18 protein-coding genes are annotated in these 23732 nt (G+C 29.9%); 9 read left to right on the forward strand and 9 right to left on the reverse strand.

Annotated features, from left to right (window positions below):
• Nucleotides 1–89: 89 nt before the first annotated feature.
• On the forward strand, nt 90–1172 hold the full coding sequence (gene gcvT / locus Q1A15_RS08525) for a glycine cleavage system aminomethyltransferase GcvT (RefSeq protein WP_299621732.1): 1083 nt from the start codon (nt 90–92) through the stop codon (nt 1170–1172).
• Nucleotides 1173–1191: 19 nt separating this feature from the next.
• Here the strand turns inward: gcvT and Q1A15_RS08530 are convergent, their stop codons facing one another.
• Entirely contained in the window at nt 1192–1752 is a 561-nt protein-coding gene (locus Q1A15_RS08530) for a 1-acyl-sn-glycerol-3-phosphate acyltransferase (RefSeq protein WP_299621735.1), read from the reverse strand.
• 37 nt (nt 1753–1789) lie between these two features.
• The gene (locus Q1A15_RS08535; RefSeq protein ID WP_299621738.1) at nt 1790–2545 is read right to left on the reverse strand and encodes a hypothetical protein; all 756 of its coding nucleotides are present in this window, start codon (nt 2543–2545) and stop codon (nt 1790–1792) included.
• A gap of 473 nt (nt 2546–3018) precedes the next feature.
• Between Q1A15_RS08535 and Q1A15_RS08540 the strand changes: the two genes are divergently transcribed.
• The 3 genes from Q1A15_RS08540 to Q1A15_RS08550 all read left to right on the forward strand — a co-directional run bounded on the left by Q1A15_RS08540 (nt 3019) and on the right by Q1A15_RS08550 (nt 9076).
• Nucleotides 3019–4491, forward strand: a complete 1473-nt coding sequence (locus Q1A15_RS08540; protein ID WP_299621741.1) for a reverse transcriptase domain-containing protein — start codon at nt 3019–3021, stop codon at nt 4489–4491.
• Between the two features lie 46 nt (nt 4492–4537).
• Nucleotides 4538–5974 carry a DNA recombination protein RmuC gene (gene rmuC / locus Q1A15_RS08545; RefSeq protein WP_299621744.1) on the forward strand — a complete coding sequence of 479 codons (1437 nt, stop codon included), beginning with the start codon at nt 4538–4540 and terminating at the stop codon, nt 5972–5974.
• Between the two features lie 477 nt (nt 5975–6451).
• Nucleotides 6452–9076, forward strand: a complete 2625-nt coding sequence (locus Q1A15_RS08550; RefSeq protein ID WP_299621747.1) for a starch-binding protein — start codon at nt 6452–6454, stop codon at nt 9074–9076.
• A gap of 106 nt (nt 9077–9182) precedes the next feature.
• Here Q1A15_RS08550 and glyA read toward each other — a convergent pair whose 3' ends face one another.
• Genes glyA through Q1A15_RS08565 form a run of 3 tightly spaced genes read right to left on the reverse strand, consistent with a single transcriptional unit; the run spans nt 9183 to nt 11923 of the window.
• Nucleotides 9183–10457 (reverse strand): serine hydroxymethyltransferase, encoded by a 1275-nt coding sequence (gene glyA / locus Q1A15_RS08555; protein ID WP_299621751.1) that lies wholly within the window; start codon nt 10455–10457, stop codon nt 9183–9185.
• 12 nt (nt 10458–10469) lie between these two features.
• A complete protein-coding gene (locus Q1A15_RS08560; protein WP_299621754.1) occupies nt 10470–10760 on the reverse strand; it encodes an LETM1 domain-containing protein in 291 nt (96 codons plus the stop codon).
• Complete coding sequence (locus Q1A15_RS08565; protein WP_299621758.1) at nt 10760–11923, reverse strand: proline dehydrogenase family protein; 1164 nt, start codon at nt 11921–11923, stop codon at nt 10760–10762. The genes Q1A15_RS08560 and Q1A15_RS08565 overlap by 1 nt, the downstream gene beginning before the upstream one ends.
• Before the next feature lie 101 nt (nt 11924–12024).
• Between Q1A15_RS08565 and aroB the strand changes: the two genes are divergently transcribed.
• Both aroB and Q1A15_RS08575 read left to right on the forward strand, forming a co-directional pair.
• Complete coding sequence (aroB, locus tag Q1A15_RS08570; protein WP_299621761.1) at nt 12025–13083, forward strand: 3-dehydroquinate synthase; 1059 nt, start codon at nt 12025–12027, stop codon at nt 13081–13083.
• A 38-nt stretch (nt 13084–13121) separates the two neighbouring features.
• Complete coding sequence (locus Q1A15_RS08575; protein WP_299621764.1) at nt 13122–14276, forward strand: hypothetical protein; 1155 nt, start codon at nt 13122–13124, stop codon at nt 14274–14276.
• Nucleotide 14277: 1 nt separating this feature from the next.
• Here Q1A15_RS08575 and bshA read toward each other — a convergent pair whose 3' ends face one another.
• Both bshA and Q1A15_RS08585 read right to left on the reverse strand, forming a co-directional pair.
• Nucleotides 14278–15399, reverse strand: a complete 1122-nt coding sequence (gene bshA, locus Q1A15_RS08580) for an N-acetyl-alpha-D-glucosaminyl L-malate synthase BshA (RefSeq protein ID WP_299621767.1) — start codon at nt 15397–15399, stop codon at nt 14278–14280.
• Between the two features lie 127 nt (nt 15400–15526).
• Nucleotides 15527–16372, reverse strand: coding sequence for a transketolase (locus tag Q1A15_RS08585; protein WP_299621770.1), 846 nt, complete (start codon nt 16370–16372; stop codon nt 15527–15529).
• A 311-nt stretch (nt 16373–16683) separates the two neighbouring features.
• On the opposite strand from Q1A15_RS08585, the gene Q1A15_RS08590 reads away from it, so the two are divergent.
• The 3 genes from Q1A15_RS08590 (at nt 16684) to Q1A15_RS08600 (ending at nt 22135) form a co-directional block, all read left to right on the forward strand.
• Nucleotides 16684–18387: a helix-turn-helix domain-containing protein gene (locus tag Q1A15_RS08590; protein ID WP_299621774.1), complete on the forward strand. Its 1704-nt coding sequence runs from the start codon at nt 16684–16686 to the stop codon at nt 18385–18387.
• Between the two features lie 69 nt (nt 18388–18456).
• On the forward strand, nt 18457–21699 hold the full coding sequence (locus tag Q1A15_RS08595) for a S41 family peptidase (RefSeq protein ID WP_299621777.1): 3243 nt from the start codon (nt 18457–18459) through the stop codon (nt 21697–21699).
• Nucleotides 21700–21715: 16 nt separating this feature from the next.
• Nucleotides 21716–22135, forward strand: a complete 420-nt coding sequence (locus Q1A15_RS08600; RefSeq protein ID WP_299621780.1) for a hypothetical protein — start codon at nt 21716–21718, stop codon at nt 22133–22135.
• 65 nt (nt 22136–22200) lie between these two features.
• Here Q1A15_RS08600 and Q1A15_RS08605 read toward each other — a convergent pair whose 3' ends face one another.
• Together Q1A15_RS08605 and Q1A15_RS08610 are read right to left on the reverse strand one after the other, a co-directional pair.
• On the reverse strand, nt 22201–23385 hold the full coding sequence (locus Q1A15_RS08605) for an asparagine synthetase B (RefSeq protein ID WP_299621783.1): 1185 nt from the start codon (nt 23383–23385) through the stop codon (nt 22201–22203).
• 147 nt (nt 23386–23532) lie between these two features.
• Nucleotides 23533–23724 carry a hypothetical protein gene (locus tag Q1A15_RS08610; protein ID WP_299621786.1) on the reverse strand — a complete coding sequence of 64 codons (192 nt, stop codon included), beginning with the start codon at nt 23722–23724 and terminating at the stop codon, nt 23533–23535.
• Nucleotides 23725–23732: the final 8 nt, after the last annotated feature.

The raw sequence follows: 23732 nt of genomic DNA on the forward strand, positions 1-23732 counted from the left end.
TTCGCTAAAAATTAACAGAATACTTAAAAAGATCATAGGTCTTTGAAAAGTATTCAATATTTTTGAACTATCTAAAACAAACAATTCAAATGAAAAATACTGCGTTAACACACGTACATGAAGCTCTTGGTGCAAAAATGGTACCATTTGCTGGATATAATATGCCTGTACAATACGAAGGTGTAACTGTTGAGCACGAAACGGTTAGAAAAGGTGTAGGTGTTTTTGATGTTAGCCATATGGGAGAGTTTTTTCTTAAAGGTGAAAATGCTTTAGCTTTAATTCAAAAAATTACAACAAACGATGCTTCTAAATTAGTTCCTGGAAAAGCACAATATACTTGTATGCCTAATAACACAGGTGGTATTGTAGATGATTTAATTATTTACATGATTCAAGAAAATGAATACATGTTAGTTGTAAATGCTTCTAATATTGAAAAAGATTGGAACTGGATTTCTCAACATAATGATTTAAATGTTGAAATGGAAAACAGATCTGAAGATTGGTCTTTATTAGCAATTCAAGGACCAAAAGCTGCTGAAGCTATGCAATCTTTAACTGAAGTTGATTTGTCTGCTATTAAGTTTTATACATTTGAAATTACTGATTTTGCTGGAATTCCTAATGTTGTAGTTTCTGCAACTGGTTATACTGGTTCTGGTGGATTTGAAGTTTATGTAAAGAATGAAGATGTAGAAGCTTTATGGAAAAAGGTATTTGAAGCTGGTGCAGATTGGGATATTAAACCTATAGGATTAGCAGCTCGTGATACGTTACGTTTAGAAATGGGATATTGTTTATATGGTAATGATATTACTGATACAACTTCTCCTATTGAAGCTGGTTTAAGTTGGATTACAAAATTCTCAAAAGATTTTGTAAACGCTGAAGCTTTAAAAGCGCAAAAAGAAAACGGAGTTTATAGAAAGTTAGTTGCTTTTGAAATGATTGAACGTGGTATTCCTCGTAAAGATTATGAAATTGTAAATACTGATGGTGAAGTAATCGGACAAGTAACTTCAGGAACTATGAGTCCAAGTTTAAGTAAAGGAATTGGTTTAGGATATGTAACAATTGAAAACTCTAAAGTAGATTCTGATATCTTAATTCAAATACGTAAAAAACAAATTCCTGCTAAGGTGGTAAAACTACCTTTTTATAAAGGATAAAACATAAAAAAGCTGCTTTTTAAAGCAGCTTTTTATTATTAAACTGTTCTGGTTTTGCAGGAACTATGTCTTTATAAAATTCTAAAAAAGCATCGAAATCTTTTTCTATACTATCAGTTACATGATAAGGTTCTGCAACAACGATTTGCTTATTTTTAAAGTCAAAAGCAAACATTACAACAGGAATATTCGCTCCTTTAGCAATGTAGTAAAATCCAGTCTTCCATTTCTTTGTATACTTTCGTGTTCCTTCAGGAGATAAAGCTAATCTAAACTCTTCCTTCTCATTATAAATCTGTACTACAGAATCTACAAAATTGTTACTTTTTGTTCTGTCTACTGGCGTACCTCCTAACCATCGATAAATAAAACCAAATGGTGGTTTAAAAAGTGAAGCTTTACCAACAAAATCAATCGGAATTTGAATTACATTTCGAGTTAAAATTGCAATTGGAAAATCTTTCCAGCTAGTATGTGGAGCTCCAATAATAATATACTTTTTTAAGTCTTTAGGAAACGCTCCAACGATCTTCCATCCTAAAATTTTATGGAAAATAAATTTAGAAATTGCTTGTGTCATTAATTCATGTTAAAGTGGTAAATTTAGGATTTAAATATTATTTTCCTTTTTTCTTTGAATTATATTTTACTTCTGATTTAAAAGGTTGCTTGTCAGTAAAACATTCTCTAGGTAAATAAATATCACTAAATTTCATCTGACTAGAATTAAACCATTTTACCTTAAATAAAGTTTTTGATACTTTTCTTTTAATTTTACCATCAGGATAATAATCATCTTTCAGCTCATTTGTCTTTATACTACACAAAATAAACTCAGGTGAAGAATAGTTAACCACATACTGAACTGTCCTTATTTCTTTATTTCCATCACCATCTTTATCATTTGGTTCAGATACAGTATTTAAAATTTTCAAAGAAGTTCTTTTTTTAAGTATCTCAAACTTTTTTGTTTTAAAAAAAAGAATTTTTCCATATTCGTATTTGGGCTTCTTATACTTTTTAGTTTCCTGTATTAAAGATTCATAGTTTTCTTGATCATCTTTTATTTTTCCATCCTTCCTAGCAATATAAATATTAGTAAACTTCTTTAACATTGTTTCATATAAAAGAACTTCCTTAAAAGTCGTTTTATCATCATCAAAAAAAACACATTTGTATTTGATTTTATCTGCTATTTGTTTTCCGAACTCTTCGCTATGTGTAATTTTATTCTCTTTTTCTATAAAAATCTCTTTAACAATCATAAAGGGAGGAATCAATTTTCCATCTCCTTTAATTTCTAGATTATATAACAATGGATGTGTTTTCAATGTAACAATTGTTCCAATAGAAAATTTATAATCTTTTTTCATTTTTTAAATTAAATTTCTTTAAAAATAACTAAATGAATATATTTATAAAATAATATAGAGAAGTTCTTTAGTTATTTTTATAGACATTTGTTTGAGCTTTTGTTAATTTTAAATTACAACTAATTCAAACCTAGAATTGGGGTTAAATAAAATATGTGGATTAGTATTGATGAATAATTTCTGAATTATCAAAGAAACAATTAATTTAATCTTTGCTAATTTCAGAAGATTGGTCAGGTTTCTCCCTGAATCAACTAGAACAGGTGATGAACCTCCCAGTATTTGGATGTTTAATTTCATTTCAAGTACATATTTAATTATTATCAGCAATAAATTTACCTCCAATGGTAAATATACGTATATAGGCATCGGGAATCGAGAATTCGGTTAACGGCTCAATCTATTAAAGATGTTAGGTCTATAATTGAAAAAACCGAGCGAGAACTTCTCTTTTATTCAATGATAATAAACTTATGGAAAAGAGAAAAGATTGGTTTAAAAATCGAGGATATATCCATTTTACTAATAAGACACCATTATCGCAGAGAAAAAAAATCTTGTCCTATGTTGAACAACCTAAAATAATATCTCGACATTCTTTTTCTCCATTAATTTTTAAAGAAATAAAACAACGTAGATTTAAAGAATCTAACTTCAATGGAGTATTAAGGCGATCTCATAAAAAGATCAAAAAAAATGGTAATGTAGAATCAAATATTAAGATTCGAGAAATATTATATGCAACTCACATTGATGCACATATTTATTCATATTACACACAAAAAATTATTTTACCAAAATATGAAAATTATCTTCTCAAGTACCCAGAATTATCCAAAGCTATAACAGCATATCGACAAATTGAAACAGAAGATGGTCTAAAGTTTAAAAACAACACCCATTTTGCTAAAGACGTATTTTCAGAGATAAAAAAAAGACAAAACTGTGTTGCTATAGTGTTAGATATAAAAAACTTTTTCCCTAGCTTAAATCATAAAAAATTGAAACTAGCCTGGGCTAAAATACTTGGGCATAAATCCCTACCAAAAGATCATTATAACATTTTTAAATCTGCAACTCGCTTTTCTTATGTAAAACTTAATGATCTAAAAACAAAAAATAATCACTTTGATGAAAAAAGATTAGCTGATAACCGAAAAAAAGGTAAGGATACTTTTTTTCTTAGTATTAAAGAACTGATTGACTCTGATATAATAATTCATAAAAATCAAAAAAAAGATTCAAAAAATAATCTTCAAGGAATACCTCAAGGACTTCCAATTAGTGCTTTACTTGCTAATATATATATGTTATCATTTGATCAGGTTATAATTGATATACTAACTAAAAAGCATAATGTATATTACAGAAGATATTCTGATGATATAGTCATTTTATGTAAAAAAAATCAAACTGATTTCGTTGAAGAATTTCTAACTAATGAAATTAAAAAACTTGACTTAGAGATTTCAGAAGATAAAACTGAAAAAATACTATTTAAAATAAACAACAATCGATTACAGTCTTATAAAATCAACGAAGACTCTTCTTTGCTTTTTAATTTTCCGTTGAACTATTTGGGGTTTGAATTTTATGGATATCAAACATTAATAAAGTCAAAAAACCTTGCACAGTTTTATAGAAATATGAAACAATCAATTGCTAGAAAGCATAAAAGAGTAGATAAAATTAAAGAAAAGGACTTAGTTGACACCGCACCGTTATTTAAAGGAAAAATCTATCGTTTGTATAGCTTTAAAGGTGTTAAACCAAGAAAAATTCACGTTAAAGGAAAAAATTACACAAGGAAGTTTCGAGGTAATTATTTACGTTATGCTTACAAAGCATCAGAAGAGTTAGAAGCGCCAGAAATTAAAAGACAACTAAAAAATCACTGGAAAATCTTACAAAAAACAATTTCTAAATACGATTTTTCTAATTCTTAATAGAATTCATAATTTATTGTACTTTTATTTCTTAAATTTTATGCAGATGAGCGAACAGCTATTATACATTTTAGCAACTGGTTTTGTAGGAATTATCATAGGTTTTTTGGTAGGTTTTATCATTCAAAAAAGTAAAGCTTCTGTTCTAGAAAAAGACAATTCTAGCCTTCAGGAACGAAATTCAATGCTTTTAGAGCAGAAAACTGTTGCAGAAAGTGAAATGGTTACTCTGAAAGAAGAATTAAAAACTATTCAAACAGAAAAAGATACTTTAAAAGAAAGAAATCAATCTTTAACTGAATACAAATCTTCTTCTGAAAAAAATGTAGAAGAATTAAAAAGCGAATTAAAGTTTTTACAAACAGAGAAGGAAAGTTTGATAAAAGTCAATACGCGTCAAGATGTTGATCTAAAAAACTTACAACATAAGCTTACAGAACAAAAAGGTGAATTAGAAGGATTACAAGAAAAATTCACCAAAGAATTCGAAAACTTAGCCAATAAAATTTTAGAAGAAAAGTCGAATAAATTTACTGTTCAGAATAAGGAGAATATTCAAAATATTTTAAATCCTTTAGAAAAGAAAATTAAAGATTTCGAGGATAAAGTAGATAAAACTCATAAAGAAAGCATTGATTATCATTCGGCTTTACGTCAACAAATTCTAGGTTTAAAAGAGTTGAATGCTCAAATGAGTAAAGAAACTTTAAACTTAACAAGAGCTTTAAAAGGTGATAGTAAAACTCAAGGAAATTGGGGTGAATTAGTTCTAGAACGAGTTTTAGAAAAATCTGGTTTAGAAAAAGATAGAGAATATTTTGTACAACAATCATTTACGAATGAAGAAGGGAAACGTATTTTACCTGATGTTGTAATTCATCTTCCTGACAATAAAAAAATGGTTATCGATAGTAAAGTGTCTTTAACTGCTTATGAAAAGTTTGTAAATTCTGATGATGAAACAGAAAAAACAACTTTCTTAAAAGAGCATTTAATTTCTTTAAAGAGACACGTTGAACAATTATCTGAAAAGAAATACGAGGATATTTATAAAATCGAGTCACCTGACTTTGTTCTATTATTTGTTCCTATTGAACCTGCGTTTGCTGTAGCTTTAAGTGAAGATAATACGTTGTACAATAAAGCTTTCGAAAGAAATATTGTTATTGTTACTCCTACTACTTTATTAGCTACTTTACGTACTATTGATACCATGTGGAATAACGAAAAACAGCAACGTAATGCTATAGAAATTGCGAGACAAGCTGGAGCGTTATACGATAAGTTTGAAGGGCTTCTTAAAGACTTAATCAGTATTGGTAAAAAAATAGATGCTACTAAAAATGATTACAGTGCTGCTATGAATAAACTTGTTGACGGACGTGGTAACTTAATTACTAGTGTTGAAAAATTGAAAAAAATGGGTGCTAAAGCTAAAAAAGCATTACCTGAAAGCATCATTGATAGAGCAAAAGATAATTAATCAGCTTAAAAACTAGTCTAAATTATTTCTGAAGTAAATATATAATTAAACAAAGAAGATTTGTTTGATACAATTCTGCTACAAAAGAGTTAAACAATTTTTAAGTAAGTTATTATTATTCACATAAAATAATATTACTTGTTTAAAAATTTAAAATAGTTTAACAGTAAGATCACATCATTATCATCTCACAAATCTAAAACGGTATCGTAATACATAAAAAGTAAGTTTTACCACCATAAACTTCATTATTAGCAATAACAATAGAGCGAAATCGATTTATTTATCAACACGAAATCGTTTTAGTAGCTAACTCCTTTTTTTAGATTAATTAATTCACAATAAATTCGTTAAAAAATGGTTAACCTTCATTTTTTTAACAATTAAAAAATCATATCTACAACACAAGTTTTAGCGATGATTTTTTAGTAATAGCGGCCCTATTATATTTCAAATAAACCTAATAACACAAACACAATGAGACAAACCCTAAAACTTTTACAGCTTGTACTGTTATTCTTTTTTATATCGAATATACAGGCACAAGACGAAGATGTAATGTTCCAAGCTTTTGATTGGAATGTTCAAAATCAACCTGCTGGACAAACATGGTTCAATGTTGTCACTCAAAACAGTGCAGAAATAAATAGTGCTGGTGTCGATTTAATTTGGTTACCTCCAGTAAGCGACTCTGCAGCTCCACAAGGATATTTACCAAGAGAATTATATAACTTTAATAGTGCTTATGGTACAGAAGCTCAACTAAGAGGTTTAATTAATCAATATCATAATTTAGGAATGAAAATTATTGGAGATATTGTAATTAACCATAGAGTTGGCACTAGCGATGCAGTTACTTTTACCAATCCTGCTTGGCCTACAACTTTTATTACTGCTGATGATGAGGGGAGAAATTTTGTTAATTTCCCTGTAGAATTCAGTATAAATTCTGATTATTTTCCTGGAACAGCTTTAAAAGCAGATGGTTCTAATGGTACATATGGTCCTGCTAGGGATTTAGATCACAGAAATCCTGCTGTAAGACAAGAAATTAAAAACTGGATGAATTTCTTAAAAAATGATCTAGGTTTTGATGGATGGAGATACGATTTCGTTCATGGTTATGATCCAATTTATAATAAAGAATATAACGATGCTACTCAACCTTATTTTGCTGTTGGTGAATTATTAGAAAGTAGTAGAGTTCAAACAAATAACTGGGTAAATTTTACTCAACAATCTTCTTCAGCTTTTGATTTCAATACAAAAGTTACCTTACAAGATGCTATTAGAGACAATAACATGTCTTATTTAAGAGATGGTCAAGGTAGACCTTCTGGTATGATTGGAATTAATCCAGGAAAATCAGTTACTTTTTTAGATAATCATGATACTGGTTTTGCACAACAATGTTGTGGATCTAATTATGTTTTCCCTGGTGGTGAAACAAATTTAAGAAAAGGTTATGCCTATATCTTAACACATCCTGGTAATCCTATGATTTTCTGGACACATTATTTCGATGCTGGAAATGGCGTAAGACAAGCTATTAAAGATTTAATCGCTATTAGAAAAGATGTACGAATATTTGCAAGTTCATCTATAAATATTGCTGAAGCTAGAAATGATGTATATGCTGCTTATATTGATGGAAGAAACGGTACAATCGCCATGAAATTAGGTGGTGGTAACTGGTCTCCTCAAGGGACTGGTTGGACATTAAGAACTTCTGGAACTGATTATGCTGTATGGACAAAAGGTGGTACTGTTACTCCTCCGCCTCCACCGCCAGCACAAGTTGATCCTTTTACTGTGAACTTCAAAAAACCAGCTAGTTGGAATAATAATGTAAACGTATATTTATTTGATGCTTCTACAAACGCTATTATTCCTGGAACTTCAGCTTGGCCAGGACAATCAGCTACAAATATTTCAGGAACTCCTTGGTATTCTTTACAAGTAAATCCTCCATCAGGTGTAGCTGCACAAAATATTAGAGTAATTTTTAATGATGGTACAAATCAAACAGACGATTTATCAAGAAGTACTACAGGATGGTATGATAATGGTTCTTGGTCTAACAGTTGTCCGTCTGATTGTAGCGGAAGTACGAATCCACCAACTGGTACAACTAATTTTACTGTAAACTTTAAAAAACCAAATGGTTGGGGTAATACAGTTAATGCTTACTTCTTTGATGCTGGTGCAAATGCAACAATTCCTGGAACTGCAGGATGGCCTGGGCAACAAACTACCAATATTTCAGGAACTCCTTGGTATTCATTTGAAGTTACAATTCCTTCTGGAACAACTTTAAGCAATGTGCGAGTTATTTTTAATGATGGAAATAATCAAACTGATGATTTAGCTAGAGGATCAACAGGTTGGTATAACAATGGCACTTGGACTAATACTTGTCCATCTGATTGTGATGGAAATACAAATCCAAATCCACCAACTACCAATGATGTTACATTTTACTTCTTGAAAAATTCTTCTTGGGGTAATACAGCTAATGTATATTTATACAACACAAATACCAACTCTACTTTATCTGGAACTCCCGGATGGCCTGGAGCTGTAATGCAGAATCAAGCAAACTCTTCTTGGTCTTCAGTTTCTTTTACTTTACCAAATAATGTATCAGCAAATAATGTTGGTGTTGTTTTTAATAATGGAAACGGACAACAAACTGTTGATTTAACTAGAGGAACTTCAGGTTGGTTTAGAGTTACTGGAAATTCTAGTGGGAAAGCAACAGGAGTTTGGTCTAATAACTGTCCTACAGAATGTGTTTCACAAAGACAAGTTTTAGTAACAAATGACAATGTAATTAACTTTGAAAACTCTGTAAGAATAGCTCCTAATCCAATAACTCAAAATGGTAACCTATTTATTACTACGAAAGAAAAAGGTATTTTAAAAGTAGCTATTATTAACTTATTAGGACAATCAAGAACAATTTATGAAGAAAATAATGAAGCTGGTAACCATACAATCCAATTAAAAGATAGTGATTTTGGTGCCAAAGGAGTTTACATTATTTCAACTACGTTAGATAACAAAAACATAGTTAAACCTATAAAAGTTATCAAACAATAACTAAGTATATCCTTTTAGATATAATTTTAATATAATCCCAATAAAAAACGGTTGTTAATTTAACAACCGTTTTTTATTTATATAACTAAGAAATAGAAAATTACAATTACATTACGAATAATCTTCTGTGGTGCATTAAATCTTGTACCTTCTCTCCTATTTCATGTAATTTTTCATCGTTATCTGCATTCTGTAGTGCTTCGTCAATAAGCTCTACAACTACAAGCATATCTTCTTCAACTAAACCTCTAGTCGTAATTGCTGGAGTTCCTATTCTAATTCCAGAAGTTACAAATGGAGATTCTGTATCAAACGGAACCATATTTTTGTTTACTGTAATTTCTGCTTTTCCTAAAGCTAATTCAGCATCTTTACCAGTAATTCCTTTATTTCTAAGATCAATTAACATCATATGATTGTCTGTTCCTCCAGAAATAATATGATATCCTTTTTCTACAAATGCAGCAGCCATAGCTCTAGCATTCTCTCTTACTTGAATTTGATATTCTAAGAACTCATCTGTTAAAGCTTCTCCGAAAGCAACTGCTTTAGCTGCAATAACATGTTCTAATGGCCCACCTTGGTTACCTGGGAAAACTGCACTGTTTAATAACGTAGACATTTTCTTTAGTTTTCCACTTTTTAATTTTAGACCAAATGGGTTCTCAAAATCTTTACCAATCATAATCATACCACCTCTTGGTCCACGTAAAGTTTTGTGAGTTGTAGTGGTAACAATATGACAATGTGGTAATGGATCATTTAAAATACCTTTAGCAATTAATCCTGATGGATGAGAAATATCTGCCATTAAAATTGCTCCAACGCTATCTGCAATTTCACGGAAACGTTTAAAATCCATATCTCTTGAATACGCAGAAGCTCCAGCAATAATTAACTTTGGCTTGTGTTCTTTTGCTTGACTTTCGATATGATCGTAATCTAATAAACCAGTTTCTTTATCTACTCCATAAAAAACAGGGTTATATAATTTACCAGAAAAGTTTACAGGTGAACCGTGAGTTAAGTGTCCTCCGTGTGATAAATCGAATCCTAAAATCGTATCACCTGGCTTTAAACAAGCTGCAAAAACTGCTGTATTAGCTTGACTTCCTGAGTGTGGTTGAACATTAACATATTCTGCTCCGAAAAGCTCTTTAGCTCTATCAATAGCGATTTGTTCAACGATATCTACAACTTCACAACCTCCATAATAACGCTTACCTGGATATCCTTCAGCATATTTATTAGTTAAAACAGAACCTTGTGCTTGCATTACTTGATCACTAACAAAGTTTTCTGATGCAATTAGTTCTAGACCATTTAACTGACGTTGTTTTTCTTCTTGAATTAAATCAAATATTTGATGATCGAACTGCATTTATTATTGTTTTTAGTTGTTGTTATTCTTTTTTTGAAAAGAGCTAGGCAACATTGTTGGAAATAATTTAAAGAACAAAAATAACCATAAAGTTCCAGCGGGTAACATAAAAAGTATAAAAGCTGGTATTACTTTTAAAATGTCTATCGTTTGTTCTCTAACTTTTTGTTTTTCCTCTAAATTTAATGTCGTTTTAAAAGATTTATATACTAATAAAAATAGCTCTTTACTTTCTTTATATTCTTGTATAAAACTGTTCTTATAACTATGAAGTAATGCTTTTACTTCTTTTATAGTGAACATTATAGTTTTCTACGTTTCTTTTCTGTTTTTATAAGATTTAACTCTCTAGAAGTTTGTCCTTCTACAGATGTGTTTTCTTCAGCTCTTCTAATTAAATAAGGCATCACATCTCGAACTGGTCCAAATGGTACATACTTAGCAACGTTGTAACCTTCTTCAGCTAAATTGAAACTTATATGATCACTCATACCATATAATTGACCAAACCACATTCGTTTGTCTCCTTTTTCAATATTATACTTTTCTGCTAACTGCATTAATAGATATGAACTTTCTTCATTATGAGTTCCTGCAAATAAGGCCATGTTTTTATGTTCCATCATATATAAAATGGCTTCATCGTAGTTCTTATCAGTAAGCTCTTTGGTTTTACATATTGGAGATGGATAACCGTATTCTTCGGCTCTATCTCTTTCTTTTTCCATGTATGCACCACGAACTACTTTCATTCCAATATGGAATCCTTTCTGATGCGCTCTTTGATGTAAAGATTTTAAATAATCCATACGATCATGACGATACATTTGTAGTGTATTAAAAACTAATGCTTTCTCTTTATTATAAGTTTCCATTAATTCTTCTACTAAATCGTCAGCTGCATCTTGCATCCAACTCTCTTCAGCATCAATTAATAATGGAACATCTTTATCAAAAGCTAATTTACATACTCGATGAAATCTAGCTTTTACTCGTTCCCTTTCTTGCTCTTCTTCTTGAGTTAATGGCTTTTGTTCTCCTATTTTTTGATATAAGGCAAAACGACCAAATCCTGTAGGCTTAAATACAGCGAAAGGAATCGATTGCTTTTCTTCAGAAAACTTAATGATATTCTCAATAGTTTTTACGGCATTATCAAAACTCTCTTCTTCTTCTTTACCCTCTACAGAATAATCTAATACACTATGTACATTTCCTTTGTTGTACATATTTTCGATATTAGGAATACAATCTTCTTCTGTAATTCCTCCGCAGAAATGATCAAATACAGTAGAACGAATAAGTCCTTCTACAGGCAAATGCGCTTTTAACGCAAAATTTGTTACTGCTGTTCCTATTTTTACCATAGGTTGACTTTGAATTAAGCGAAATAAAAAATACGCTCTTTCTAACTCAGAATCAGACTTTAGCTTAAATGCTACCTCAGTGTTTTCAAAAAGTTTCATTATATAGTAGTCCCTAGTTTACTTTATTGCAACAAATATAGAAGACAACATTTAAATATTTTAATATTTTCTACTTAATTTGCATCATATTATATCAATCAATGAATACGATTCAAGCAATTACATATCCTGTACATTTTTCAGATCAAGCTTACTTAGAAATAAATCAATTTTTAAAGGAAAACTCATATTCTTCTATCTTTATCTTGGTAGATGATAATACTTTAGAATGTTGTTATCCTCGATTTATTCAACGTTTAGAAACTGAAACTAAAATTGAATTAATTCAAATTGATCCGGGTGAAGTTCATAAAAACTTAGATACATGTTTAGGTGTTTGGAATGCTATGACCGAATTAGGAGCAGATCGAAAAAGTTTATTAATTACACTTGGTGGTGGAGTTATTACAGATTTAGGTGGTTTTGTAGCTTCTACTTTTAAAAGAGGAATCGACTTTATTAATATTCCTACTACGTTACTTTCTATGGTAGATGCTTCTGTTGGTGGAAAAACAGGAGTTGATTTAGGTGTATTAAAAAATCAAATTGGTGTTTTTGCTAATCCGCAAATGGTATTAGTTGATCCAGAATATTTATACACATTAGATCCAAGAGAAATTCGTTCTGGAACTGCTGAAATTATTAAATATGGAATGACACACGACATTCATTTATTTAATGAAATTAAAGACAATCCTGAATTAAATATCGTGGATTTAATTCACCGTTCGATAGAAATTAAAAATGAAGTTGTTACTGAAGATCCTAAAGAAAAAGGATTACGAAAAGTTTTAAACTGGGGACATACAATTGGTCATGCAGTTGAGTCTTACTTTTTAGATTCTGAACACAAAGAAAATCTTACCCATGGTGAAGCTATTGCTATCGGAATGGTTTGTGAAGCTTATTTATCTTCTAAAATTTTAAATTTCTCTGAAGAAAAAACAGCTGAAATTAAAGAAGCGATCATTAATATTTATGGAAAAATAGAAATCTTACCTGAAGATATTAGTCCGATTATGGGATTATTAATTCACGATAAGAAAAATGAAGCCGGAATCGTAAAATTTGTTTTGTTAAATGATTACGAAGATTTTGAATTAAGTTGTGAAGCTTCTGAAAACTTGATTAAAGAAAGTATCGAATTTTATATGAGTTAATTTGTAAAGAGAATTACAAACACCTATAAAAAGCTATGATGAAAAGAACAATTATTTTACTTTTTCTAAGCTTTATGTTTGGAAATTGTAAGACAAATAACACTAAGGGAAAAAGCACCACTACTAAAAATAGTTTATCAGAAAGAACTGTATTTAGTGATCATAAAATTATTGATTATTTACTTGAAAAGGAAGGTGAAGATCAAGAATGTGAAATCACTTTTCAAGAAAAAGATGGAGTCTATAAATACTTTAGTAGTAATTGTTCTCATCACGATAATCATTCCGTGACTTTTAGTATTGTAGATCAAGAAACTGATTTTAATAAAGACGGTATTACCGATTATTTAATTTCTAGAGTTTCTGAAGGTATGCTTGGTGGTAATGCAAATACGAATGCTGAGTATATTTATCTTTTAGTAAATGCCAAAGTAGAAGTGATTCAAGAACATTCGATTTTACGCTATGCTCCATTTTCATACAATTACTTAGAACTTACATCATATAATAAGGGTGTATTAAAAGCTAAAGTAAATCAGAATCATAGAACTTTATACACATATGGAAGTCAGGTTGAATCTTATTATATAAAAGAATTAAAAATGACTTTCAGTTTTGTAGATGGTTTACTTTATGAAGATTCGTATTTAACGGATTGTGATTTAGCTAAAATGAAGGATAAATCTATCTTTAAGAAAGATATCAAAAATGTGTCTAGAGAAACTTCTATAGACATGCATAATTACACTCAAACACAAACTGAGTGGTATGAAAAAGATCAAAAAAAAGTAAATGCTACTTTACTAGGCTGTGACAATTTAGAATTTAGTTTTAGTGTAAACTGCATTTACAACGAATCAATTAATGAAAAAACTAATCATATTGACATAGCTTTACATGAGATTGATTTTTTTATAGAAAACACACGTTTTAAATCATTATTTAAAAAGATAAAGAAAGAAATAAAAAGTAACACTGTAGAAACGAAGTTTAGTGATGCTTCACAAAAAAGATTAGAAATTTCAGGAAAAGATTTTTACTTTTTTGTAACCAAACATACTGATGAAAACAGATATTCTTTAATCTTAAATTTAAATCAAATAAACAATCCACTTCAAGAACATAATTGGGATATTACATCTCGTTTAAATGAAAACAACAGTCAGCCTATTGAAGAAGATGCTCCTTTTTAGTTTAAAAACAAGCTTGATAAATCTTTTCGTATTGTGGCAAAATCTTATCTAAAGAAAACTGTTTTGTATGCGCTTTAGCTCTTTGTTTGAACTCTAATAAAGTAGCGTCACTTTCAAGAATCTTTAACGTATTTTTAGCCATATCTTCAACATCTCCAACGTCACTTAAGTAACCTGTTTCACCATGTACATTAACTTCTGGTAAACCTCCTGCATTTGTCGATATTACAGCCGTATTTGCTGCCATAGCTTCTAAAGCTGCTAATCCGAAACTTTCTGCCACTGATGGTAATAAAAACACGTCTGTATAACATAGAAGCTTAGCTACTTCGTTACTATTTCCTAAGAATAAGACCTTATCAGAAACACCTAATTCTTTAGCTAAGCTTTCTGCTTTAGAACGTTCTGGGCCATCACCTACCATCAATAGTTTAGCTGGCATTCTTTCTTGAACTTTATGAAAAACCTTAACAACATCTAGAACTCTTTTTACAGGTCTAAAATTACTTACATGAGTTAAAATTCGCTCATCTGGATTTGCAACAGCGCTTCGCATACATTCTTCCTGATCGGCAATGTCATATTTTGCTGTATCTATAAAGTTGTACACTACTTTAATATCTTTCTCAATAGAAAATAAGCGTAACGTATCTTCTCTTAAACTACTCGAAACTGCTGTAACTTCATCAGATTTATTGATACTAAATTCTGCCGCTGTTTTATAAGATGGGTGACTACCAACTAAAGTGATGTCGGTTCCATGTAAAGTAGTAACGACCTTTACCTTTATTCCTTTTTCTTTCAACATTTTCTTAGCCATGTATGCCGCATAAGCATGAGGAATTGCATAATGCACATGTAAAACTTCTAAATTGTATTGTTTTACCACTTCTACCATTTTAGTAGATAAAGCTAATTCATAAGGTTGATATTGAAATAAAGGATATTCTTCTAACATAACTTCATGAAAATGTAAATTATGAGAGATAAAATCTAAACGAACTGGCTGATTATATGTTATAAAATGAACTTCATGACCTTTGCTGGCTAATGCCATTCCTAATTCTGTTGCCATCACTCCACTTCCTCCAAAAGTAGGATAACATACAATTCCTATTCTCATCTAGTAAAAATTAATTGATAGTTTAGTACGTAAAAATACATATTTGTTTACGCCAATATGTTAAGAATTCTTAAAAAAGAAACGCCGCTATTGTTAGTAGCGGCGTATTATATTTGTATTGTTCTGATTAATAATCTCCTAAAGTAGCAGGATTTTGTTCTAATGCAGAAGCTAATTGATCATCGTTTGGTGCTTTACCATGCCAAGCATGCGTATGCATCATAAAATCTACTCCATTCCCCATTTCTGTATATAATAAAATACAAACTGGTTTTCCTTTTCCAGATCTAGATTTAGCCTCATTAATTCCAGCTAAAACAGATTCAATATCATTTCCTTTCTTAACTTCTAAAACGTCCCATCCGAAAGCTTCAAATTTTGCTTTTAAACTTCCTAAAGCTAAAACATCATCAGTAGTACCATCGATCTGTTTTTCATTTACATCAACAGTAGAAATTAAGTTATCAACTTTTTTAGCAGCAGCATACATTACTGCTTCCCAAATTTGTCCTTCTTGTAACTCTCCGTCTCCGTGTAAAGAGAAAACTAATTTATCGTCGTTGTTTAACTTTTTAGCTTCAGCTGCTCCGATAGCAACACTCATACCTTGACCTAAAGAACCAGAAGCAATTCTAATACCTGGTAAGTGTTCGTGTGTTGTTGGGTGACCTTGTAAACGAGAATCTAATTTTCTAAAAGTAGCTAATTCTTCTACTGGAAAGAAACCACTTCTTGATAAAACACTATAATAAACTGGTGAAATATGTCCGTTAGATAAGAAGAATAAATCTTCGTTTTCTCCATTCATATTAAAATCAGTTGAGTAATCCATTACTTCCTGATATAAACATGTGAAAAATTCTGCACATCCTAAAGATCCTCCTGGATGTCCTGAATTTACTGCATGTACCATACGAAGTATATCTCTACGTACTTGTTGTGTAAAATCTTGAAGTTGTTGTGTTGTTGGCATTATATATTATTTTGAGGAGACAAAAGTAATAGATTAAGAATGAAAAGACAATTAATAAAGAAAAAAGGGCTCGATTAATTAGTTGATTAAATTTTCCTTTTCGTATAAGAGATTTTCCCGTCCTCTGATATTCCCCCGAACCCTTTTCTTACTTCAAAGTAAATCTTAAACTTTTAAATATGCAATATTTTGTACCCTCGTTTTATAAAATGGGAGTCCTAAAACATCTAAAAAACTATAAACAAACAACTTAAAACACAGTTCGTTTTTTAATTTTTAATACTTATTTTTACAAAAAAATCGCTTTAGAAATGAATATTAACAATTGCTTTGTCTTTTTTCTATTTGTTTTCTCCTTTTTCATATCAAATGCTCAAGATGTTCAAAAAGATTCTTTGTCCGGTCAATCCTATAAAAATTTATATGATTTATTCAACAATAATTTTTATGATACTATAAAAGCAAAAGTTTATGCAGATTACTATTTTAAAAAAGCTAAAAGAGAAGATAATCTTATAAAAATTGAATCTGGTAAATATTTTCAATCTTTACTTCACAACGATTTTCATAATTATTATACGCTTTGTGATTCATTAATAAATATTGCTCAACGAAGTAATGACGTTGCAACTGAAATGAAAATTCGATGTTCTAGAGGTGAAACTTATTTTAATAACAATTCTAGCTCTAAAACTTTAAAAGAATTTCTAACAATAAATAAACTTCTAAAGAAAACAAAACATGATAGTATAGCTTCATTATCAAATATTTTTATTGGCTTAGTGAAATGGAAAAATAACGGACAAAAAGAAACGATTCAGTTATTTAAAAAAGTAGATAATTATTTGAAGGATAAAAATCCGGCTCATTTTAATGATGCTTTTTTAGCGAACCCAATGCACTTGGCTATTTTGTATACAGAAATGAATAAAAGAGATTCTGCAGATTATTATTTAACCAAAGCAGAAAATATCTATAATTCTATTGACGATTCATATTTCAAAAAAACCTTGCATCTTTTAAAATATCAAATCGCTATTGATAAAGAAGAATATGATAATGCTATTAAAGAGCTCCATATTTATATTCCATATTTAAAAAAAATAAAGAACTTCAAGCTATTGACGAGATCGTATTCAAGATTAGCCACTTGTTATGAAAAAATAGCTAAACCAGAAGAAGCTTTTATTTATCATTCTAAAGCAGATTCTATTTTCAATTTAAAAAAGATTCCTAGCTCGTATTTGGAAGATTCTTTTCAATTTTTAAGTAATCATTACAAACAACAAAATGATTATCAAAAACAATTAGAATATGTAAATAAGTTACTTACCATAAACCAAATAAAGACTCAAGACGAAAAAGAAACTATTAAAGTCCTGTCTGAAAATTACGATCAACCTAAATTACTAGCTGAAAAAAATGCTTTAATTCATAAGTTAGAATCAAAAACGAATAGAGATCGACTGTATAAAATCTTATATGCTGTTATTATTACAATCACATTATTAATTTTATTTTTTCAAACTAAAAGAAAATCAACATATAAAAAGAAGTTTTTAAAACTGATTAATCAAAAGACTAAAACTACATCAGAAGCTAAGGAAAATACAACATCCAGTTTACCAGATTCTCATGCACTTTCTCAAGAGGTAAGTAAAGAATTATTACAAAAATTAAAAAAATTCGAACGAAACAAAGAATTCTTAAACCCTAAAATTAATCTTAAATTTTTAGCTGATTCTTTTAGTACCAATTCTTCGTATCTCTCTAAAGTTATTAATCAACACAAAGAACAAACCTTTAGTAATTATATTAATCAATTACGAATTAATTATATAGTGGAAAAACTGCCCAAAAATACTACACTACAAAAATACACTGTAAAGGCTTTAGCTAAAGAAGTTGGTTTTAAAAGTGCCGATTCATTCTCTAAAGCATTTTATAAGTTTACCAATATGAAACCTTCTTCTTTTATCAATGAATTAAAAAAAGTTAAAGATCCTCAAATCTAAATTTCATTTTAACCAAAATTAACATAAATAGATTCGGCAATTTAGTAGATTGCCACAAAAATTAACCAAATGAAACACCTTTCTATATTATTTACATTTTTAGCTTTACAGCTTTTCGGACAAGAAAAGCCCAATTGGCTAAGACATTCATCTATATCACCAGATGGGAAAGAAATTGTTTTCACCTATAAAGGAGACTTATATAAAGTACCAACTGAAGGTGGTAATGCAATACAATTAACTTTTCATAAAGCTCACGATTATAAAGCTGTATGGAGTAAAGACAGTAAAAAAATAGCTTTTGCCTCTAACCGTTACGGAAATTTTGACATTTATATAATGGACGCTCAAGGTGGAGCTGCTAAAAGATTAACTTTTCACTCTGCAGATGAGATTCCTTTTACATTTTCTTCAAATAATAAGGATATCATTTTTGGAGCTCAACGACAAGATCATGTAAAGCATAGACAATATCCAACAGGATCTCAGCCAGAGTTATACAGTGTTCCAACTACAAGTGGAAAAATTAGCCAATTATTAACGGTACCAGCAGAATATGTTCAAGTTTCTAAGAACGGAAACACAATGCTATATCATGATAAAAAAGGTGGAGAAAACGAATGGCGTAAACATCATAAATCATCGATTACAAGAGATATTTGGAGCTATAATACTAAAAATAAAACTCATAAAATGATTACTTCATTTGAAGGAGAAGACAGACATCCTTTCTTTTCTGAAGATGAAAAAAGCATGTATTACTTGAGTGAAAAAAGTGGAAGTTTTAATGTTCATAAAATGAACTTAAACAATCCTAGTCAAGATCAACAATTAACAAATTTCAAATTACATCCTGTACGTTTCTTAAGTATCGGAAATGGTATTTTAAGTTTTGGTTACGATGGTGAATTATATACAATGAAAGAAGGACAAAAACCTTCTAAAGTAGATGTAACTATTAGAACACAAAGTATTGATAATAGCGATAAGTTTGTTTCTATAAACGGAGGTGTAAACGAAATGGCTATTTCACCTAATGGTAAAGAAATTGCATTTATTTCTAGAGGTGAAGTTTTTGTAACTTCTGTAAACGAATCTTTTACTAAAAGATTAACGAATACTCCAGAAAGAGAGCGCTTCGTTACTTGGACTCCAGATGGAAAATCTGTTGTATACAGTAGCGAAAGAAAAGGAAAATGGAGTATTTATAAAACTGAAAAAGTTAGAAAAGAAGAGCCTTTCTTCTTTGCTTCTACTTTAATTAAAGAAACTCAATTAATTGAGAATAAATCAGACAATTATTTACCTGAATTTTCTCCTGATGGATCTAAAATTGCTTTTATTGAAGGTAGACGTACGTTAAAAGTAATGGACTTAAAATCTAAAAAACAAGTTACATTACTTACGCCTAAAGATTTATTCCACATGAGAGATGGTGATAAATACTATACTTGGAGTCCAGATAGTAAATGGTTATTAGTTGGTTGGAGTAAAACATTAAGTAACAGTGAAGTTTTATTAATGGCTGCCGATGGAACAAAACGTGTAAACTTAACAGAAAGTGGTTACAGTGATTATTATCCGAAATGGATTAATGGCGGAAAACAAATGCTTTGGTTTAGTAATAGAAACGGATTAAAATCTTATGCTACCAGCGGACAATCACAAACTGACGTTTATAGCATGTTCTTTACTCAAGATGCTTGGGATCAATTCAATTTAAGTGATGAAGATTTTAAATTGATGGAAGCTATTAAAGCTGAACAAAAGAAAAACAAGAAGAAAGATACTGATAAAAAAGGCAAAAAAGACGACAAGAAAGACAAGAAGAAAACTGATAAAAAGAAGGAAGTAAAACCTCTAACTTTTGATTGGGATAGTATGAAAGATCGTACTAAAAGATTAACTATACATTCTTCTAGTTTAGGTGATGCAGTGCTTTCTAAAAAAGGTGATATACTTTATTATTTAGCTCGTTTCGAAGGTAAAATGAATTTATGGAGTACAAATCTTCGTACTAAAGAAACTAAAATGGTAATGCGTTTAAATGCTAATTTTGGTTCGCTTCAGTGGGATAAAGACATGAAAAACTTATACTTATTAAATGGTGGAAGAATTTCAAAAATAGCTCCTGCTAAGAAAAGTAATAAAGGTATTAAGATTAACGGTGAAATGACCTTAGATACTAATGCTGAAAGAGAAGCTATGTTTGATCATGTTTGGATTAGAACTAATGCTATTTTCTATCACCCAGATTTTCACGGAATCGATTGGAAGAAAATGAAAAAAGAATACAAAAAGTATATTCCTTCTATTGGAAACTCTTTTGAATTCTCTGAAATGCTTTCTGAAATGTTAGGAGAATTAAATGTTTCTCATGCTGGTGCTGGTTATCGTACGAGCATTAATAATGCCGATGCGACTGCTTCTCTTGGTATTTTTATGAATTATGATCATGATGGTAATGGAATTTTAATTGATGAAATAATTAAAGACGGACCATTAGATAAATCTTCATTAAATGTGAAAGCAGGAATGTTAATTGAAAAAATTGACGGTATTACTGTGGATAGAAATCAAGATGTTGCTAAATATTTAAATAGAAAAGCAGGAAAGTTTGTTTTATTAGATATTGTTGACCCTAAAACGAAGAAAAAACAAACCATTACTATAAAACCAATTTCTTTAGGAGAAGAAAGAGGATTATTATACAAAAGATGGGTAAAAACCAACGAAAAAGAAGTTGATCGATTAAGTAATGGTAAATTAGGTTATGTTCATATTCCTGGAATGAGTGATGGTCCATATAGAAGTATTTACAAAGATATTATGGGTAAATTCTTCGAACGCAAAGGAATGATTATCGATACTCGTTTTAACGGTGGTGGTGATTTAGTTGCCGACTTAGCTATGTTCTTTACTGGTGTACCTTTTATTTCTTATGAAACTGAAGCTAAAGTTGTTGGTGGTGAACCAACGTCTCGTTGGACAAAACCAACATTAACTATGTTTAATGAAAGTAATTATTCTGACGGGCATTGTTATGCTGCAGGATACACAGACTTAAAAATTGGTAAAACTGTAGGAATGCCAGTTCCTGGTACTTGTAGTTTTGCTGGTTGGGAAGGTTTACCTGACGGAAGTTACTGGGGAGTTGTTCCTGTTAGTGCTAAAGATAAGTCAGGAAGATGGATGGAAAACAACCAAACAGAACCAATGATTAAAGTGAAAAATATGCCTGGAGTTATTGATAACGGTCGCGACGAGCAATTAGAACGATCTGTTAAAGAAATGCTTAAAGACCTTAAATAATTTTACCTGAATTTAAATGATAATAAATCAACCTTTAACAATAACTAATTCTGTTACTCTATCAGATGGAGGCACTAAATATGTTATTGGTAACGATAAAAATGGTAAAGAGTTTACTATATGTATTTATCAATTTGTGTTTGAGGAAAATTTTAATTCTAAACGAATTCCTGGACGACTATATTTTAATGACTTATTAATTGACATTCGTTCAGATATCGAAAAAAATATAATTGAAGCTTTAGAAAAATGTATCGTTAAGAGTGATTTAACCGAGTTTAGTTTTTCAAGTAGTTTAACTAAAATTAAAGATGCTACTAGTTTAGTTGAAGCAAATGATATAGGTCCTGGATTTGCTAAAGCATATCTTATAAAACTTATACTTGATTATATTAAATCTGACCTTTACATTAAAAATTCAGAAAAGTTTAAGTAAAACAAACTATTTAAATAAAAAAGCAAAACCAATTGGTTTTGCTTTTTTATTTTTAATCGATATTTTTAAGTCTTTTGTTTCTTCTTTTTAGCGGCAGGAAACAGAACATTATTTAAAATTAAACGATATCCTGGTGAAGTTGGATGTAAATCTAATTCTGTTTTTGGGTCTCCTACTCTATGCTGATAATCCTCAGGATCATGTCCACCATAAAAAGTAAATAATCCTTTTCCTTTAGTTCCATGAATATATCTTGCTTCTCTATTAGTTTTATTTTCTCCTAAAACCATTACTGTAGACTTTATAGCTCTTCGTTCAAAAGAAGTTGTTTGTCCCATAAAACCTTTAACTAATTTGGTATGGTTTTGACACAGCATTGTTGGTACTTGATCCCATTTTGCAGAAAAGTCTTTTAACACAAAATAATCTACTTCTTTATTTATTCTTCTCTTACGAGTCATATCAATAGAAGAAAATTCATAAGTTGTCGGATTTCTAATTAATTCGAAATTCTTAAATGCAAAAGTTTTGTTGAAATTGATTTTAGATTGATAATTAGGTTCCGAAGGATCTCCATCAAACATTGCTTCACAAATATCAACACCATCGGCAGATAAAGCAATATCAAAACTATCAGTTGCCGAACACATGGCAAACATAAATCCACCACCAATTACAAAGTCTCTAATTTTCTTTGTCACGTCACGTTTCGCTTCAGATACTTTAGCATAACCTAATTTCTTAGCCAAAGCTTCTGCATCTTTCTTCTGTTGAATATACCACGGAGCAGTTCTAAAGGCTCCATAAAAACGACCATACTGACCTGTAAAATCTTCATGATGTAAATGCAACCATTCATATAATAATAATTTATCGGAAAGTACTTCTTCGTCGTAAACAACATCAAATGGAATTTCAGCATAAGTTAAAACCATAGTTACAGCGTCGTCCCAAGGCATTTTATCTTTTGGTGAATACACTGCTATTTTAGGTGCTTTTTCTAAAGTTACTGCTTCCTGATTTTTACTTGGTGAAGAAATTTCTTCTAAAATAAGTTGAGATTTAGCATCTGAAATTACTTGAAAAGAAACACCTCTAATTTTACACTCTTGTACAACTGCTTCATTATTTTCAATTAAAAAAGCTCCTCCATCATAATTTAATAACCATTTTGCTTTCAAACCATTTTGCAATCCGTAATACACAATTCCGTATGCTTTTAAATGATTTTTTTGATTATCATGACTCATCGGCAAGTAGATAAAAGAAGCCCAAACCGAGTGTGTCAAAAAAACTGTTAGTAATAAAAATATATATTTCCTCATATCTAATAACTAAAATACACAATTACTATAAAGCAATTGTGTATTTTAATATTTTTTGTGATTTGTCTAATCTTATTTTTCTGTCCACTCTTTAATTTTTTTATCAAAATCAGAGATACCTAGATAAGATAAAATCATGGCAATAGGCATACCTATAATTGTTTTTATAAAACCTTTAGGATTCTTTTTATAATCATAACTATATCCCCAAATAAAAATGACTAGATATATTAATATTGCTAATATTATAAAAACTATTTCCACAACAATTT

This window comes from uncultured Tenacibaculum sp. (assembly GCF_947495995.1).
In the GTDB taxonomy this organism is placed as follows: domain Bacteria; phylum Bacteroidota; class Bacteroidia; order Flavobacteriales; family Flavobacteriaceae; genus Polaribacter.

Excerpts from the sequence above, each read along its gene's own strand:
- gcvT (WP_299621732.1), top strand. The coding sequence starts at position 90 with ATGAAAAATACTGCGTTAACACACGTACATGAAGCTCTTGGTGCAAAA.
- Q1A15_RS08530 (WP_299621735.1), bottom strand. The coding sequence starts at position 1,752 with ATGACACAAGCAATTTCTAAATTTATTTTCCATAAAATTTTAGGATGG.
- Q1A15_RS08535 (WP_299621738.1), bottom strand. The coding sequence starts at position 2,545 with ATGAAAAAAGATTATAAATTTTCTATTGGAACAATTGTTACATTGAAA.
- Q1A15_RS08540 (WP_299621741.1), top strand. The coding sequence starts at position 3,019 with ATGGAAAAGAGAAAAGATTGGTTTAAAAATCGAGGATATATCCATTTT.
- rmuC (WP_299621744.1), top strand. The coding sequence starts at position 4,538 with ATGAGCGAACAGCTATTATACATTTTAGCAACTGGTTTTGTAGGAATT.
- Q1A15_RS08550 (WP_299621747.1), top strand. The coding sequence starts at position 6,452 with ATGAGACAAACCCTAAAACTTTTACAGCTTGTACTGTTATTCTTTTTT.
- glyA (WP_299621751.1), bottom strand. The coding sequence starts at position 10,457 with ATGCAGTTCGATCATCAAATATTTGATTTAATTCAAGAAGAAAAACAA.
- Q1A15_RS08560 (WP_299621754.1), bottom strand. The coding sequence starts at position 10,760 with ATGTTCACTATAAAAGAAGTAAAAGCATTACTTCATAGTTATAAGAAC.
- Q1A15_RS08565 (WP_299621758.1), bottom strand. The coding sequence starts at position 11,923 with ATGAAACTTTTTGAAAACACTGAGGTAGCATTTAAGCTAAAGTCTGAT.
- aroB (WP_299621761.1), top strand. The coding sequence starts at position 12,025 with ATGAATACGATTCAAGCAATTACATATCCTGTACATTTTTCAGATCAA.
- Q1A15_RS08575 (WP_299621764.1), top strand. The coding sequence starts at position 13,122 with ATGAAAAGAACAATTATTTTACTTTTTCTAAGCTTTATGTTTGGAAAT.
- bshA (WP_299621767.1), bottom strand. The coding sequence starts at position 15,399 with ATGAGAATAGGAATTGTATGTTATCCTACTTTTGGAGGAAGTGGAGTG.
- Q1A15_RS08585 (WP_299621770.1), bottom strand. The coding sequence starts at position 16,372 with ATGCCAACAACACAACAACTTCAAGATTTTACACAACAAGTACGTAGA.
- Q1A15_RS08590 (WP_299621774.1), top strand. The coding sequence starts at position 16,684 with ATGAATATTAACAATTGCTTTGTCTTTTTTCTATTTGTTTTCTCCTTT.
- Q1A15_RS08595 (WP_299621777.1), top strand. The coding sequence starts at position 18,457 with ATGAAACACCTTTCTATATTATTTACATTTTTAGCTTTACAGCTTTTC.
- Q1A15_RS08600 (WP_299621780.1), top strand. The coding sequence starts at position 21,716 with ATGATAATAAATCAACCTTTAACAATAACTAATTCTGTTACTCTATCA.
- Q1A15_RS08605 (WP_299621783.1), bottom strand. The coding sequence starts at position 23,385 with ATGAGTCATGATAATCAAAAAAATCATTTAAAAGCATACGGAATTGTG.